We start from the raw sequence: 15,877 nt of genomic DNA, 5'->3' as shown, positions 1-15,877 counted from the left end.
GCAGTGGCGGCTCGCGTGAGGAGGAGATGGGGGCGGTTTCGAGGGGCCATCTTTACTGCTTCTCGTGGGCCATGTTCTGCCGATCTCGCAGGGCTGCCGCCAGGATGGCAGGAGTGACGTGCTGCTGACCAGACAGGATGGCCTCCTTGGCGGCTAGTTCGCAGGCGACTGTGATCTCGGCGTGACTCAGGCCTGCTGCGGCCTCGTCGATAGCACTCCACGCCCACTTTTTGGGCCCCATAGTAGCCAACCGATTGCGGATAACAGCCCTGCTGACCTCGGGCGTGGGTAGCGGATACCCGACAACGAGGTCGAACCTCCGGAACAGCGCGCGGTCGAGCAGTTGAGGGTGGTTCGACGCGGCCACCAAGAGGCTGTCCGAGTCCTGCTGGTCTAAGAACTGCAAGAAGGAGTTCAACACGCGTCTGATCTCACCGACATCGTTGGTCCTGGAGCGCTCTCCCCCAAGAGCGTCGACCTCATCGAACAGGTAGATTCCCCGGGTCTCCGCTAGCGCATCGAACACAAGCCGCAGCTTTGCGGCCGTCTCGCCCATCATCTTGGTGATCAGGGCGTCCAGGCGGATGGTGAAGAGTGGTAGTCGAAGCTCGCCGGCGAGGCTGCGCGCCGTCATCGTCTTTCCGGTCCCGGGCGGGCCGACTAGTAGGAGGCGACGCAGAGGGTCGAAGCCGTGTTCTCGGAGTCTGTCTTGCTGTCGCTGCTCAAGCAAGACACGCTCCAACCGTTGCCGAACTTCCGGCTCCAGCGCGAGGTCTGCCAAACGCGTGGTCGGGTAGGCGACGCTCAGGAGGTCAGCTAGCTCACCTCGTGGTCGAGCGACAGGAACCGGGCGGCTAACTGGCCTGTCTGCCCTCTCAGAAGTTGCTCGGAGTCCATCGACTAGATCTCGCAGCTCTTGGGCGAAGTGCGCTTGACCGCTTCGAGCGGCCTTCGCGGCTACCTGCAGGGCTACCGAGTAGAAGCGGGCATCGTCACCCTCGCCATGACTTCTGACCAGGGCCTTGACTTGATCAGCTGTCGCCACGTACGCCGCACCTCCCCCAGCTGCCGTGCATGAAGCCGCCGCAGACGCTGACCTGACCCTAGCGTCAACGACTGACTTCCCTGTGCGACATGACCAAAAATGATCTTGAGTATCGCGACCTTCGCGATTTCCCCACTTGCCGACCAAGCTTAGAGCCAAGACAGGTGGCAGGGCCGTCGCGGTTCGGTCGTAAGGAGCCTGCGGGGCAGAGGCTTCATCCGGCCAGCGCCACCATCATTGCGGTGATGCACCGGATCAGCAAGGCTGTCCCCGCCGAACATCGCATAGGCCCACCACTGGTCCGAGTGCTCCGGCTCGTTACGAATCACCTGGCGACCCTGGAGCACTACTTCGGCCTCGCACGCGAGTCCGACCTGGCCGACGACAGCGTGGTCCGCTTTCACGACGACCTCAACATCATCGTCCGCCTGCGCAACGGCGCCGAGGTCGGGGCCGGTGTCCGACCCGACCCGGACAAGAAGGAGACCGGCGACGCCACGCTCCAGTTGCACACCAACCGCCTCGCAAGGGATGTTCTCGGCAGGAGCACGACCGTCTGGGCGCCATTGTCGGACTGCAGGACGTCGCCTTCTTCCAACCTGCCAGGCATCGACCCGCAGTCTGGCCTGAAGAGGGCCTTCGTCCGCACCAACCGGCGCCTGCAGTGCTGGAGGCAGCCCAGCTGAGCTACCCCCGTTTTCATGGAGCTTCGTAATCATGGTCTGATGGCCATGGGGAGGAAGTTTCTGTGGCGGCACCGAAGAAGTACCCCGATGAGCTGCGTCAGCGCGCTGTGCGTTTGTACCGCGAGTCGGACCCGAAGCCCGTGATCCGGCGTCTGGCTGAGCAGTTGGGTGTGCATCACGAGGCGTTGCGGAACTGGATCCGGCAGGCCGAGGCCGACGCGGGCGAGCGCGACGATCGGCCCAGCAGCGACATGCTGGCCGAGAACCGCCGGCTGCTGAAGGAGAACGCGGAGCTGCGCCGGGCGAATGAGATTTTGAAGGCCGCGAGTGCGTATTTCGCGGCGGAGCTCGACCCGACCCGGCGACGGTCATGAGGTTCATCCATGAACATCGTGACCAGTTCGCGGTCGCGCTCCTGCTACGGGTCCTGAACATCGGCGCCTCGACGTACTACGCGTGGGTTAAGCAGGCCGAGCAGCCCTGCGACCGCGACGTGGTCGACCTGGGCCTGCTGTCGAACATCTACGAGATCTGGACGACGTCCGGGCATACCTATGGCGTGGACCGGGTCCACCGGCAGCTACGCCGTGATGGCATCCACGTCGGCCGCAAGCGCGTCGAGCGGCTGATGGCCGCCCAGGGTTGGCAGGGCGCGTTCCTGCGTCGAGGCTGGCGCGGCGGCTCCACCCGACAGGACCTACGGGCGACGCCGGCACCGGACCTGGTCAACCGGCAGTTCACCGCGACGGGGCCGAACCGGCTCTGGGTCGCCGACGCCACCCGCGTCCCCTGCGGTCAGGGCGTGTTCTGGCTCGCCGCGGTCCGCGACGTGTTCTCCCGCCGGATCGTGGGGTGGAAGACGTCTGACCGCTGCGACACCGACCTGATCCTCGCCGCCCTCGAATATGGCATCTGGTCGCGCGATGTCCGCGATGGGCAACTGATCCACCACTCAGATCGCGGGTCCAACTACACGTCTTTCCGCTTCACGCAACGCTTACAGGACAACGGAATCCTGCCCTCGATGGGCTCCGTCGGCGACTCCTACGACAACGCGCTGATGGAGAACTTCTGGTCAACGCTGAAAATCGAACTCGTCTACCGCACAAGCTGGCGGACCCGCGACGAGGCCGAGAACGCGATCTTCGCCTACATCGACGGCTGGTATAACACCCGCCGCATCCAGAAAGAACTGGGCGACCTCAGCCCCGACGAGTACGAGACCACCTGGCACCACCAACAGACCAACCTGACCGAGCCAGATAGCGTCACCCCTGCACCGGCCGGCAGCAGGTAAACACCCCTCCATCAAAGCGGGGGAAGCTCAAGCTGTTCACCGAGCCCAAAGGCCTGGCCCGAGAACCCCAAACGGAAGAAGCCCGAGCCCTGCCTCGGCATCAGGTTTGGGGCCGGCACGATCCTGCGGGCTTCCGCCTCACCGCCCCGAGTGGGACCGTTGCGCAGCCGTCTCGTATAGCGCTGCGGCGGCTTATGGATACTCGGCCCGGATGAGGGTGGCGAGGTGGTTGCCGGCTTCGGTGGTGTCGACAGGTCCGCCGGCCAACTCGGTGGTGAGTGCATCAATCGGGTAGCGGGCAAGTACGTGGTAGCGGGCCAGGTACGCCGCAACCGCGGAGACCTGGTAACCGCTCACAGCGGCGAGCAGTGTGTAGGTAAGGACCTGGTCGATGAGACCCTCGAACTGGTGGGTCTCGGTGAGGTGGCCGGTCTTGACTTCCACGATCGTGGCGCCGGCGAGTAGGTCGGCGACCCTCAGCCCATCGAGTAGAGCGGGACCGGCGGTTAGGGGGCCGTAGCTACGTAGCGCAGCACGGAATCCGCTGAGGTAGCTGGCCCAGAAGGCGGCAAATGCTGGTCGGGCGGCACGGGTCGCGGTCGCGCAGATGGCGATGGTCCGGCGATGCCGCAGCGGACCTTGCAGCGCGGCATGGACCCCGTCCGGCGTGCTGATCGGAAGCTGTCGCAGGGCTTGTTCGAGGATGGTGAGCACGCTGCCCACCGTGAGCAGCCGGGCACCTGGCACTTCAGAGTTGGTCCTGCGCCACGCCGCGTCGCCTCTCCGGCGGTCGGGCCGGTATCCGGCGGTGGTGAGGAGGGTCTGGCGCTCGGTCTTGGGCAGGCTGGCGAACAGGTGTGGGTACGGCGGGGTGTCGCACAGGTCGAGTGCGAAGGTCTTCTCGATAGCGTGGCCGAAGTGTCGCGGATTCGGCGGCCACACGGTGATCGGCGCAGGAGCGCGGCGGATGCGGTGGCGTAGGTCGGCGATCAGCTCCTCACGGTACGGGAAACGGCGGGCAAGCCACCGTTTCGACGACAACGGCTCGAGGCCGGGGCGGAACACATCCATCGGACACTCCTCGGCAGGAGGGCACACCAGTGCGGCTTCCAACACGGCCTGGTCAATGACCGGCAGGCAGCCTGCGGCGGGAAGGACAGCAAGAACGACCGGCTCATGCGTGAGCGCGTGGGAGAGCCGTGAGCGCTGCCGCTGGCGGGGTCTCAGCCCTTCGACATCATCGGCCGATGTCGGGCTCCGCTACTGCAGGGCGGCGTGGTTAAGAAGCGTTCGGTCACACGAACCGAAGCCGCTCAGTAACTCTACGCCACAACGAAGTTCAGGGATACCCGTGTAGATGCCGGCGGTCACGACCAGCGGTACTCCAGACGCAGACCCTGGCCGACGAAGCGATACCGGCCGCGGCTCGCCGGGTCGAACGGGTTCGGGAGCATACGGATTTGGCGGTTCTCATTCATGACGTTGGTGATCACTAGGAGCCGCCACCGCCGGTTCCGGGCGTTCTCCTGCGCCGCGATGACCTGAGTCTCGCCCAGCTCGATTCGACCGCCCTCGGCGAGGGTGGCCTTGACCTCGTAGTACCAGGTGCCGCGCCGGCCGGGGACTTCAAAGTCCCAGCCCAGGCTGTCGTCACCAGTGCCGGGGAAGACCCGCTCACGGTATCCCGACACCCAGCATTCCGGGCTGAAGTCGGCGCCGTACTGCCGCTCCAGCCATCGATAAGCGAACCACTCGCCAGCGAAACCCACCCCCAGCTTTTGCAGGCTTGACAGCTCGGACGCGAACCCACCGCCGCCGAAGCCGCCACCCGCGATCCGGCCGCCGGGGCCGGACCGAGCGTCGGTTGCCTTGAGGCCGATGAACCTGCGTGGAGTGGCCAGGAACGCGGGTGTTCGGTCCAGCGAATTGTCGAGAGCCGCGCGTAGCGAGGTGAAGCCGTCGTCCAGGTCGAATGGCTTGTCGTCGATGTTCACGGTCCGCCGCTGCCGTTCCCGTTCGGCGCGTTGCTGCCGCTCCTCGGCTTTCTGGCGGTCGAGGTCGTCGGGGGTGAGACCAAGCGCGTCAACGTCGTCGGTCGCGGGCATGTCCGTCGGCCAGACGCCGAGCGTTTGCAGCCAGCGGAGTACGTCCGGAAGCCTCAGCATGGCGAAGTCGAGCGCGCCGGCCGAGTCGAGCGTTGCGCGCAGCGCCGGGCCTGCCGACGCCTCGTCCGTCCACGGCGCGGGGACCGGGCGGCTGTGCCGTTCGAGCCAGGCGCGCACGAGCTTGGTCAGCCTGCCGGCGGCGGTGTCGACCAGCTCGGCGTTGACCTTGGCGCAGTCGCTGCGGCGCGGCAGAGGGGGGCCGCTTTCTGGCGGCTGTTCGCCCAGCCGCGCTGTGAGTTCCTCCTCGACGCGCGCCGCCATGAGATCGGTCGAGAGGACGTCGACGGTGGTGCCCCAGTCCGCGTCCGGGGCGAGCAGCTCAACCCGCCGGAGCTGGGGCCAGTCCGGCTGGGGGTCGCCGGCCGCGAAGCGGTCCCACCGATGCCAGCGCAGCCGGTCAAGCAGGGAGTCGCGATGGTGGCGTACGTAGTCGGCGAAGTCCTCGGAGTGCTGCGCGCCGTAGTCGATGAGCGGATAGCGCCCGCCCATGCCGGACAGGGTGGCGTTGAGTTCGCGTACGGGTATCTTCAGCTGCTGCTGGAGCGCCGCGAGCGTCGGAGCGTCGAGCGCGGCGGCAAACAGCTCGTCCGGCTCGTGGTCGAGTCGGTCGGCCAGCGCAGTAAGCCGGTCTCGGGCCTCCTGTTCGCTTTCCATCGACGGTGAGTCGGGGTCGAACGGCGCGGCTGACTCGGCGTCCAGGTAATGCGCGACGACGGGATAGAGCCTACGTAGTAGGGGCCGCAAAGAAGACTGGATGCGGCGCGCCATCGTCTGGACGTTCTCGGCCGTGACGTCGCATATCTCGGCCACGTCGTCGTCGGCGAGCTGAGCGACGGGAACGCCGACCCGCCGGGTCCGCTCTGCGGCCCACCGGAAGGTGCGGGCGTAGTCCCGCCGGCCGATGAGGTATGCCAGCGGCTCCGCCATCGCCTCCAGCACGTCCCAGTCCAGCTCCGTCTCGGTACCCTCGACGATCAGGTTGGGATGCGCGGTGTGCGGCATCGGCAGCACCCCGTGCAGCCGGTCCGGGAGCCGCCGGGTTTCCTCGCCGAGGCGCACCTCGACCGTCCCAGCGAAGGCGACCCGCACCCGCCGCAACGCGTCGAGCGTGTCGTCGAACGCCCGCTGACCGAGGCGGCTGAACTGGCTGCGCTGGTGTTCAAGCAGCGTCGCCACGAACAGCGGCAGCCACGGCAGGATGCCAACGATCGGTCGGGCGCCGGCGACGGCCGGCGTGCCGAACTCGTGTCCGTCCAGCAGCACGACCGGCGTGACGCCGCTGGCACGTGAAACCCGGTCGCCGAGGCGGCGGCGCAAGATGGCGGTGACCGTCTCCGGATGCGCGTCCACCTCGAGGACCCGCCACCCGAAGTCGGCCATCAGCCGGAGCAGGCTCTGCTCGTCGTCCCGCGACGCGACTACCACGTCGGGCGGCTCCTGGTCGCCACTGGCCGGCTCGAGCGGCAGGGCTGTCGACGAGCCGCCGACGTCGACAACGAGGTAGCCCCGGGTGTCCGGCGGGAACGGCTCCACCTCGGCGCCACGGGCGGCACAGGCCGCCCACGCCGCCCGGTACGTGTTGTGGAACTGCGCTACGTGCATCTCGGTAACCGCGCCGGCGTGAAAGAGCGCGCCCAGGTGGCGCACCAGGCGCGGGGCATCGGCGTCCCGGCCCCACACGCCCAGACCCAGCTCGGTCAGCCGCCGCAGCGCCGCCGGGTCGTCGTCGAGCAGATCCCGCATCGGCTTGGCGAGCAGCGTCGCGAACCGCGGCGGCACGTCGTCACTGCGAACCGGAAACGTCCAGCACTCGGCCGGCGTCGCGAAAGCCCCGCCGCTCTGGCCGGGTCGTTGCGTCGGCAACCAGGCCACCGTACGCAGGAACGCGCCGAGCGGCGTGCACCGCCGTTGCGGGTTCTTGTCGCCGGGCCGGTCGCGTTCCCAGACGGTTGTCAGGGCGTCGGCCGACCAGGCGCCCTTGAGTCCGCGCAGGATCTGCCGTGCCAGGTGCGAGCGCACCCGGTCGGTCAGCCGTTCCCAGTCGGCCTGTCCCGGCATCCACCAGAGCGGGCTTTTCACCACGTAGGGGGTGGACGGATACCATGCAGCGGACGTCGTCGGCAGGACCTTCGCCCACTGGTTGCGGACCGGATCGGGCAGCCCGGGCACGGCCGAAAGCCGATCGCGGGTCAGGTTGCTGCCGTAGATCCCGCGCCCGTCGGATACAGACCTGAGCGGCACCACCTCGCCAACGCCGATGCGCCGCAGGAAGGCAACCCAGTCGGCAACAGGGTCGCCGGCTCGCATGACCTGCGCCGGAGGTGCCAGCAACCGGCCCGCGAGCGAGTACAGCTCGGCCGATCGGTCCTCTGGAGTGGCCGCGATCGCGGACAGCTCCTTGCCGGTGGTACCCGGCCAGTCGGACGAGAACAGACAGTCCCCGGCAGCCATCCAAACGCCGTTCGCAGTCGGCAGTCGCAGGCCCAAGGCGGCCAGGTCGGTCTTGATGCGGGCACCGCTGCGGCTCAGGTTAAAGACGAACGTCAGCGCGTCTCGGGCGACCCGCTGCGCGCGGCTGTCGGCGAGCACGGCACGGATGTGTTCGAGGATGCCCCGCGTCTCGAAGCCGCGCACGAGCCGATTCTCCTGCAGGAACTTGCGCGCCGGGGTCTGTTGCCGGTTGACGTGCCAGGTCAGATCGCCGTGCAGATAGAACAGCCGGCTGGACAGGCTCGCTGGCAGCGACAGGTCGGCGCCGGGGTCGACGTCGTCCTCGTCGGCGATCCGCTGGGTCGTCGGCGGAAAGAACGGCGCGGCCTCCCGGGTCGCGGATGTCTCGCCGGCCCGCCGGCCAGCGCACGCCGCGAGCTCGTCCGAGTCGGTCAACAGAATGCGCCGCGCCCGCAACGCCTCGGGCGCCTTTTCGAAGAGGCGCGCAACGTCCGCGTAGGCCTGGTCCCAGTCGCTGATCGGGCGGCGGTCGCGCTGCATCACCGCCATCATCTGCTCGACCCAGCCGGCCAGACGCTCCGGCTCCGGCGTCACGTCAAGTCCGAGCTGCGACAGCAGGCTCCTCAGCCGCGCCTGCCGGCGCGTCGGCATCTCCCGCAGGAACTCGGCGCCGCTGGCTGCTGTCGCAAACGCTGCGGTCAGCATGCCTGTGTCGGGTACGGGCCAGCGCCATGCCGCAGCTGGTGTGAGCCAGCGGCCGGCCGCCTGCGCGGGCAGCAGCGGACGCTCGCCCAGCGGCCGGCCCTGCTCCTCCGCGCGAGAGATGAGCAGCCCCAGACGGTCGTTGTCCCAGCACAAAAGATCGAGCACAGCCGCAGGGGCGGCGTCGTCCGGCCAGCCGGTGAGCGCCTCGGCCGCGTCGAGGCAGAGTTCCGCCGCCGAGGTGAGCAGCAGCCGGTTCAGCGGGTTCGTCTCGTCGATGTCCGTGCGGGACAGGTCGGTGAAGAACGGCGCGTTGAGGTGCCCCGCGAACGGTGACGGCGCCTTACGGCCCATCGGCAGGAAGGTGTAACACCGGCCGACGTGCGCGTCCGCAGCCCCGTACGGCACCGCGACCGAGACTTCGACCGCCGCCGTCGACTCGGCATACCTGGGGTCGAGCTGACGCCGGTTGATCGCTTCCTGCACCGCACGCCGGTAGGCGGCCGGATCGACCCGCCGAGACAGCACCAGGTATGTGCCGTCCTCGTCCATCGTCACAAGGTCGCAGGTGAAGTCATCGGCCGCCACCGGCGCGCTGCTGCGTACCCGGGCCAGCACCCGCTCTTCGCTGGCGGAACCGTCCTCTCTCCGGACAGTGACACTTTCCAGCCGCTTCAGGAACAGCATGAGCGGCACCTCTGACGCTTCGAGCTCGTCGAGACGCTCGGCCACCGCATCGACGGCACCCTCGTCGAGCGGCAGCCGCACCACGGTGGCATAGCCGTCGGCCCAGAGCGTGGCCACCCGAGCGGGCGTTCCCTCTGCTGGCAACGTGATGCTGTAGAGCGAAACCTCGTCGATGATCTGCCGAGTGAGCAGCGGATCGGCGCCGACCAGCCCTGGCACGTCGTCCTCGGTAGCAAACCGGAAGCAAAACCCCGGATCTCCGCTGTCCAGCGTGCTGTAGACCTCCGGAGTCGCGCATATCTGGAGCACGCTCTTGAAGCCGACACCCTTGTTGCCGATACCCTCGCCGATCGGCTTGTCGCTCAGCCCGAGTGAGCGGATCCGCCGGGCGTTGCTGGCGGTGAACCCGCGCCCGGTGTTGGCGACGTAGAGAGTGCCGTGTGTGCCCTCGTCGCGCGCCAGCACCACCGCGATGCGCCCGCTGCCGGCGTCCGGCGGCTGCGCGTCGTACCCGTTCTGGATCAGCTCGAACAGGAACCGGCCGCCGTACTCCCGCATCGTCTGGCCGATCATGCTCTTCTGGCTGCGCGCGAAGTCCTGATCCTCCCGGGTCATCAGCTGGGCCCGGACGAGGCGCTCGGCCCGGTCACGCAGCTGCGCGTCGGCCTCGGAGCGTGAAGTCGGCTCGGTACCTTTCATCTGCTCTGTCCCCCCGGGGTGGAACTACCGCCTCTTGCGTTCCAGGCTGCTGCGGAGGTTCTTCGCGCCCACCTCCGAGACCCCGGCATGCGCCAGGGCATACCCCACAGCGGTGTCGACGTCGATCAGCCCGCCGCGTAACACGGCGTCCAAGGCCTTGCGGGCGTGCTCGCGCTCGTGACTTCCGGTCCAGTTGTTGCGCCCGCCGAAGAACACGGCCCGGTCGAGGGCCTTCTGCGCCTCGGGGTCCAGCGCCGGCACCTGCGGATACACCCCGGACAAGTCCTCTGCCCCGGTCCCGGCAGCCCATCCGGCCAGCGGGGTCATCGCGCTCTCCAGGACCACCAGCGCCGATCCGCGCGCCAGGTCAGCCGCTCGTCGCAGGGACCGGGCGTCGGGGTGGTAGGCCACCAAAGCGCCACGTGGCCGGTCTCGGTCGAGCGGGTAGCTGAACCGGTAGCGGCTCGCCAGCCGGTGGACCGGGCCAGGGCCCCCGTGCGCCTTCGCCGCGTTGTAGAACACCACCGGGGCAACCCCGTCGGCGGCAGCCTGCTCCTCGATCCACTGCACCGCAATCTGCTCGAGTTCCTCCCACCTCTCCAGGTTCTCGTCGACGTCAGGGATCCACGCGGCCACCCGCAGCAGGCTCGGGTGCTGCCGCCACGGTTCGTCCGGCTGATCGGTCACTCCACGCCTCTTTCGTCAGTCACGTGCGGCCAAGTGAACCAGCAGAGTCCGACATGGGGCCAGCCCTCGAACGGCCTGAGGTTCCCTGGCCGTCGAGGGCGGCCGAACGGGAAGCCGCGGGCGTGTGGGCCCTGAGAGTGTCAGGGGCGGGGTGTCTACTGGAGCCGCCCCTTGCACGGGGAATGTCGGGTCGGACTTTAGCTGTGAGGAAGGGCTCCAATGGACGTTCATGCTCAAGTGCCAATCGTTGGCGAGCAATCCGGGCGGGTTCGGAGCCCGGATGACGACTACCTGACGGTGATGATGTTGTCCGCTGGACTGGCCGGCATCGTTCAGCGGAGGAGACAGGCGGCGGGCGGGTCGGCGAAGGAGGCGGGGTTGTTGCCAGCTCCGTGGCGGGCGGGCTTCTCGCGTCTGTGGTGGCGTTTTGCCGACCAGGGTCTGCAGCCGCTCGACAGCGACCTCGCCCTGCTGGAGCTCTGTGCGCAACCGCTGGCGACGTGGCCTGTGCAGCTCGACCTGTCGATCACTGACCTGCAGAACAGTCTGTTGGCCGACGGTGACCTGTCCGAGTTCGCGGAGCAGGGTTCTCGGCTCGCGCGGCACGACGTGGAGGCCGAGTGGACCGAGAACCAGGTACACCTGGCGCTGCGGGAAGCCGCAGCCGCGAACGGCTCCTCGGACGAGGAGGTCGGGGAGGCGTACGCGGAGCTTCGGCGCTACCTCATCGACCACGCGGTCGTCGCCGACCGTGAGGTTCGCGGCCTTGAGCGGCGTTTCCCGGCGACGGACAACAGCGGACAGACGCACGTCCACCGGCTGATCGGCCTCGCCTACCACTCGAGGCCCACCCGGGAGCCGCAGGAGTACATCCTGTGCCCTTCGTGCCGCAACGTGCTGGCCGATCCATCGGCGTGCTGCGCGACCGCGGGTTGTCCCGGGGGTTCACCGGAGACGTGGACGGCCGTGCCGATGGCAGTGGTCTACGAGCAGCACCGGGCGACCCGCAAGTACATCCATGATCCGGGCCTGGTGGAGGCGCGGATCATCGACGCGCTGTCGGTCGACTCGCTGGCGCCGGTGGTCAGGGTGACGCCGTACCCGAAAGTCGACGCGCTGGACGTGTTGATCGAGTTCCTGCGCCCAGGCGCGAGTGGTGTGCCGGAGGTTGTCGAGACCTGGGGCGTAGACGCGAAGGACCAGGTCAGCGCGCGGCTGTTGGGCCGGGGATTCACCTGGCCGCAGGCACCGGTGTGCGGCCGGCGGTACCTGGCGCTTCCCGCTCACCGGGCAGTTCAGCCGGGCTACATCAGTGACTTGGAGGCCGAACTCGACGGGCGGGTCGCGGGCGTGCAGGTGATCGACGAGAACCAGCTGGTGGCTCGGGTCAAGGAACGCGTGAAGGAGTTGGCCACGTGAGAGAGACCTCGTCGTGGCGCGACAGCTTGATGAAGCAGATGCGCCGGGAGCAGTTCCCGGAAGCGGTGATGGCTCGGGACGCGTTCTGCCGAGTCGAGCTGGGGCTGCACTTCCTGACGAAGCACTTCCCGGGCGAGCCAGTGGGGGCACTGCAGCCGCTGCTGTCCGGGTACGTCGACCTGCCGCCCGAGCTCGTGGCGGCGTGCCGGCGGGTGCGGCACCGCATGGGTGACGTGGCCCGGCGCGGCTACTGGCGCAGGCTGCTCAACCACTACCTGCGGGTGCCGCAGGAATGGCGGCGCTTCGCCCGCACGGACGCCGCGGACGGGCAGGTCAACGACAACACCGTGTTCACCGTCGTGGGCTCGGCGTTGTGCCACGACCGCGTGGCAACGTACGACGGGGCGCTGGCCGACCCGCTGCAGTACCGGCTGACCCCGCCCCGCCCGCCAGCGCCGGCCGGGCGGCGGTACGAGTTCCGCGTCGGAGACAACGTCGAGGTGGTGCACCTGCCGTCGACGCTGCCGCCGGCCCCGCCCGTCGCGCGGCTTCCCCTCGTGCCCCGCCGCTCCCGGGAACCCTGGACGGTGTCGTTCGAGAAGGAGCTGCTGGAGACGGCGAAGGAGATCGACCGCAGGCTCGTTGACAAGCCCCACATCACGAACCGGAACTGGCACAAGCGCCTGACGGAGAACATGCACTTCAGCTCCGTCGACCGCAACGGCCCCGGCCTGGTCGACAGACCCGAGACCTTCGTCCTCGACGGCGTGTCCCACATCGTCGGGCTCATGAACTCGGGCAAGACCACCCTCACCGACGTGTTGGCGGTCAACCGGGTGCTGAAGCACGGCAACCGGGTCGGGATGGTCCTGGGCTCAGTCGGTGACGTCTACGCCAAGGTGTCGTTCCTCCGGTCGATCGGCATCGACGCCGTGCCCCTCATCGGGCGCAGCAACCGCGCCGAGCACGCCGCCCGGTACTGGCGCTCCGCGATCGAGGAATCTCCCGTCCTCGTGCCCGACGACGACAACCCTGCCGACCCGGCTGCCGCCTACGCCAACGCCTCCTGCCTGCTGGAACCGTTCCGGCGCTCGGCCAACCCCGACTGGAAGCCGCTGGAGCCGAACGAGTTCCCGTGCCACGGCAAGCTCCGCGACGCCGAGGCAGACGAGCCGGCCGCCTACGACTGCCCGCTGCTGCCGATCTGCCCGGCGCAGAAGGCCCACCGCGAGATCGCCACCGCGCAGGTCTGGGTCACCACCGCGCAGTGCCTCATCGCCAGCCGCGCGGAACCGGCTGACGCGTCCATGCGCTGGTTCGAGGCCTTCCAGCCGCACACCGACCTGCTCGTCATCGACGAAGCGGACGCGGTCCAGCAGGTGCTGGACTCCCGGTTCGTGCAGACCGAGCCCTTGGTGGCCGCGGGCAAGGGCTGGACGCACCGGATGGTCCAGTACACCAACGCCGCCCTGGACAACCAGAGCATGGCGCCGGCCGCCGATGACGAGGTCGACCGCTGGCACACGCAGCTGCAGATCCACCAGAACGCGGTCTTCGTCCTGAACCGGCTGGCCCTGTCGCCGCCCGGGCAGCGGCTAAAGGAGTTGCTCGGCGACGCGCCGTTCACGGCGCACTCGCTGTTGCGCCGCGTCGCCCGGACCCTCTTCGGGCTGCCCTCGCGCGGTGACGGGGACAAGCGCGTCGAGGACCTCGCCGACGAATTCTACCGCCACGAGCTGCAGGAATTCGCGGAGAGCCCGCTGAGCGAGCAGCCGCACAGCCTCGACGAGGTCGTCGCCCAAGTGACCCGCCAGCCGCGGACGGACGCCGCAGTGGCGCTGGCCATCGACGACTGGCTCGACCGGTGGCTGAAACCGAACATCGAGGCAGGACACGTGCGCCGCGAATGGTTCGACCAGCATCGGAGCTTGCTGCGCCTGGTCGTCGAGGCAGCCATCTGCGCCGGCCGCATCACCACGACGTTCTTCACGATGACGACGATGTACCCATCGGTGCGGGAACACCTGCAACTGCCCGACGAGGAAACCTTCTGGGCCGACCAACCGCCACGCGACTACCGGCCGATCGTCCCCGAGGCCCCGATGGGCAACATCCTCGCCCTGCGGTGGGCCGACAGCCGCAACGGCGGCGCGTCTCTGCAACTGCTGTGGGTCCATGGAGTCGGCCGGTGGCTGCTGCACCACGCGCACGACCTCCTCGCCTGCGAGGGCGTGCAGGGCCCCCACGTCGTTCTGACCTCTGCCACCAGCTGGGCGCCCGGCTCGTCGTTCTACCACATCCCCATCGAGCCCACCGCCGTGCTGCGCCCACCCCCCGAGGACGAGACTGCCCTGCGCCAATCCCACATGGCAGTCAAAGCCCAGAGGAACGGCGCCGACCCGATCTTCGTGTCCGGCAAGACAGGCAGCCGGCGCCACGACGCCCTGCGGCTGCTGGTCACCGCGCTGTGCCAGCCCGTCGACGGCCGCCCGCGCAGCCTCGTCGACGAGCTGCGGGCGAAGCTGCCCGCAGACCGGCGCAAGATCCTGTTCGTGGTCCTCTCCGGCGACGAGGCACGCACCGTCGGCGACCACATCAACGCCCGAGTACCCCAGCTCAGCGCGCGGATCGTCGTACCCGACGCCGCCGACCCCGGCGTCGCCGGCATCCAACGCCGTCTCGTCGGGCGCTTCGGCACCGGCGAGGAGGACATCCTCGTCGCCGCCGAGATGTCGATCCAACGCGGCTACAACATCCTCAACGCCAACGACACCGCCGCCCTCGGCGCCGTCATCTACCTGACCCGCTCCCACCCGCCGCCCTTCGACTTGGCCTTCCCCCTGTCACTGGTCAGCCAGCTGGCGATGGACCACCTTCAACGGCCGCCGGCCGCAGAGCCTGGCGAAGTCGGCAACCTCGTGAAGCAGCTCCGCTCCACCGCCCGCAAGGTCTGGTTCGACGCCATCGGCCGCCCCATCCAGTTCCGTGCCCTCGACCCGCAGGACCGGCGCGTCTTCGTCGCCAACAACCTCGTCCCCATGAGCCAGACCATCGGACGCAGCATCCGGGGCAACCAGCCGACCAACGTGCTGCTGTGCGACGCGGCCTTCGCCGAACGACTCGCCGACCCCGAGGAGAAAACCGCGGACACGGCGCGTACCAGCATCGTCGTGGCCACCGACCAGTACCTTGGACAACTGCTGGCCACGCCCGCCGACGGCGCAAGCCAGCACCGCCTGCGAGAGCACGCCGTCAACACCGCAGTGTGGGGCCTGATGGGCCACCTGGTCCGCACCAACGAGCCCCTGGGATCGAGGAGGACCTCCCGGTGACCGACACCGAGACCAGCGAGAACACGGCCAAGGCGCCCCGCAGGACCACCGGCGACCACCTGCGGCTGCTCGCGTTCGACATCGAGCCAGGCGCCCGCTGGGACGTGGAGTGCGACGTCGCGGCGATGCCCGCCACCTGGTTCGCCGAACTCGACAGGCAATGGCGCACCCGGCCGTTCGGCCGGCCTGGGCACTCGCTACCCACCAGCAGCCTCAAAGAGCTCCTCTGCGGCATCGACCCGGCGATCATGTACGTCAACTGGGACCCGAGGTCGGACGACTTCATCGTCGCGTTCCCCGGCATCGACACGTACGTGGTCGCCGATGCAATCGCCAGCTGGGCCACCACTGAGATCACCGACCAGGTCGACTGGTACCAGATGCTCAAGCCGGCCGACTTCGTCTTCGACCGCCGCTGCTTCAATCTCCTCGAATACGCCATCCGCGCCAACGGTACCGCCGCGGTGGCCCGGCACGTCTACCAGATGCTGCCCTCGTTCCTCGCCAAGGAGGTCGTCGACAACAAACTCGACCTGCTCGGCAAGGCCCGGCGCGACTTCATCCTCGGGCCACCGAAGAGCGACGGCCGGCGCAGCGCCGTCCTCTGGCCGCCCCAGCGAACCGACGACGACCGAGCCGGCCCCGGACTCGTCACCGCAAAGATCGACTTTCACGTGGAGACCGCACCCAACTTTCCCGTACCGCGC

At 68.6% G+C, this 15,877-nt stretch carries 10 protein-coding genes; 5 read left to right on the top strand and 5 right to left on the bottom strand.

Going from position 1 to position 15,877, the window contains the following annotated elements:
- Nucleotides 1-52 precede the first annotated feature (52 nt).
- Nucleotides 53-730: an ATP-binding protein gene (locus tag O7620_RS20715; protein ID WP_278124535.1), complete on the bottom strand. Its 678-nt coding sequence runs from the start codon at nt 728-730 to the stop codon at nt 53-55.
- Nucleotides 731-1,287: 557 nt separating this feature from the next.
- On the opposite strand from O7620_RS20715, the gene O7620_RS20710 reads away from it, so the two are divergent.
- From O7620_RS20710 to O7620_RS20700, 3 genes are all read left to right on the top strand, one after another.
- Nucleotides 1,288-1,731, top strand: coding sequence for a hypothetical protein (locus O7620_RS20710; protein WP_278124534.1), 444 nt, complete (start codon nt 1,288-1,290; stop codon nt 1,729-1,731).
- A 62-nt stretch (nt 1,732-1,793) separates the two neighbouring features.
- Nucleotides 1,794-2,105, top strand: a complete 312-nt coding sequence (locus O7620_RS20705; protein ID WP_278124533.1) for a transposase — start codon at nt 1,794-1,796, stop codon at nt 2,103-2,105.
- Nucleotides 2,102-3,028 (top strand): IS3 family transposase, encoded by a 927-nt coding sequence (locus tag O7620_RS20700; RefSeq protein ID WP_278124530.1) that lies wholly within the window; start codon nt 2,102-2,104, stop codon nt 3,026-3,028. The genes O7620_RS20705 and O7620_RS20700 overlap by 4 nt, the downstream gene beginning before the upstream one ends.
- A gap of 192 nt (nt 3,029-3,220) precedes the next feature.
- Here O7620_RS20700 and O7620_RS20695 read toward each other — a convergent pair whose 3' ends face one another.
- The 3 genes from O7620_RS20695 to O7620_RS20685 all read right to left on the bottom strand — a co-directional run bounded on the left by O7620_RS20695 (nt 3,221) and on the right by O7620_RS20685 (nt 10,419).
- Nucleotides 3,221-4,099, bottom strand: a complete 879-nt coding sequence (locus O7620_RS20695; protein WP_278124529.1) for a hypothetical protein — start codon at nt 4,097-4,099, stop codon at nt 3,221-3,223.
- Between the two features lie 296 nt (nt 4,100-4,395).
- Nucleotides 4,396-9,732 (bottom strand): ATP-binding protein, encoded by a 5,337-nt coding sequence (locus tag O7620_RS20690; RefSeq protein ID WP_278124527.1) that lies wholly within the window; start codon nt 9,730-9,732, stop codon nt 4,396-4,398.
- A 24-nt stretch (nt 9,733-9,756) separates the two neighbouring features.
- Complete coding sequence (locus tag O7620_RS20685; RefSeq protein WP_278124526.1) at nt 9,757-10,419, bottom strand: hypothetical protein; 663 nt, start codon at nt 10,417-10,419, stop codon at nt 9,757-9,759.
- Between the two features lie 219 nt (nt 10,420-10,638).
- On the opposite strand from O7620_RS20685, the gene O7620_RS20680 reads away from it, so the two are divergent.
- Both O7620_RS20680 and O7620_RS20675 read left to right on the top strand, forming a co-directional pair.
- Nucleotides 10,639-11,838, top strand: a complete 1,200-nt coding sequence (locus tag O7620_RS20680) for a hypothetical protein (RefSeq protein WP_278124524.1) — start codon at nt 10,639-10,641, stop codon at nt 11,836-11,838.
- The gene (locus tag O7620_RS20675; RefSeq protein ID WP_278124522.1) at nt 11,835-15,170 is read left to right on the top strand and encodes a hypothetical protein; all 3,336 of its coding nucleotides are present in this window, start codon (nt 11,835-11,837) and stop codon (nt 15,168-15,170) included. The genes O7620_RS20680 and O7620_RS20675 overlap by 4 nt, the downstream gene beginning before the upstream one ends.
- Nucleotides 15,171-15,367: 197 nt before the next feature.
- Here O7620_RS20675 and O7620_RS20670 read toward each other — a convergent pair whose 3' ends face one another.
- Entirely contained in the window at nt 15,368-15,844 is a 477-nt protein-coding gene (locus tag O7620_RS20670) for a hypothetical protein (protein ID WP_278124520.1), read from the bottom strand.
- Nucleotides 15,845-15,877 lie beyond the last annotated feature (33 nt).

Origin of the sequence: Micromonospora sp. WMMD710 (assembly GCF_029626045.1) — a bacterium.
Taxonomy (GTDB): domain Bacteria; phylum Actinomycetota; class Actinomycetes; order Mycobacteriales; family Micromonosporaceae; genus Micromonospora.
Note: the sequence above shows the minus strand (reverse complement) of the source record. Positions and strands in the feature narration are given on the sequence as shown.

Coding starts and splice junctions, on each gene's coding strand:
- O7620_RS20695 (WP_278124529.1), bottom strand. CDS start 4,099: ATGGATGTGTTCCGCCCCGGCCTCGAGCCGTTGTCGTCGAAACGGTGG.
- O7620_RS20680 (WP_278124524.1), top strand. CDS start 10,639: ATGGACGTTCATGCTCAAGTGCCAATCGTTGGCGAGCAATCCGGGCGG.
- O7620_RS20690 (WP_278124527.1), bottom strand. CDS start 9,732: ATGAAAGGTACCGAGCCGACTTCACGCTCCGAGGCCGACGCGCAGCTG.
- O7620_RS20700 (WP_278124530.1), top strand. CDS start 2,102: ATGAGGTTCATCCATGAACATCGTGACCAGTTCGCGGTCGCGCTCCTG.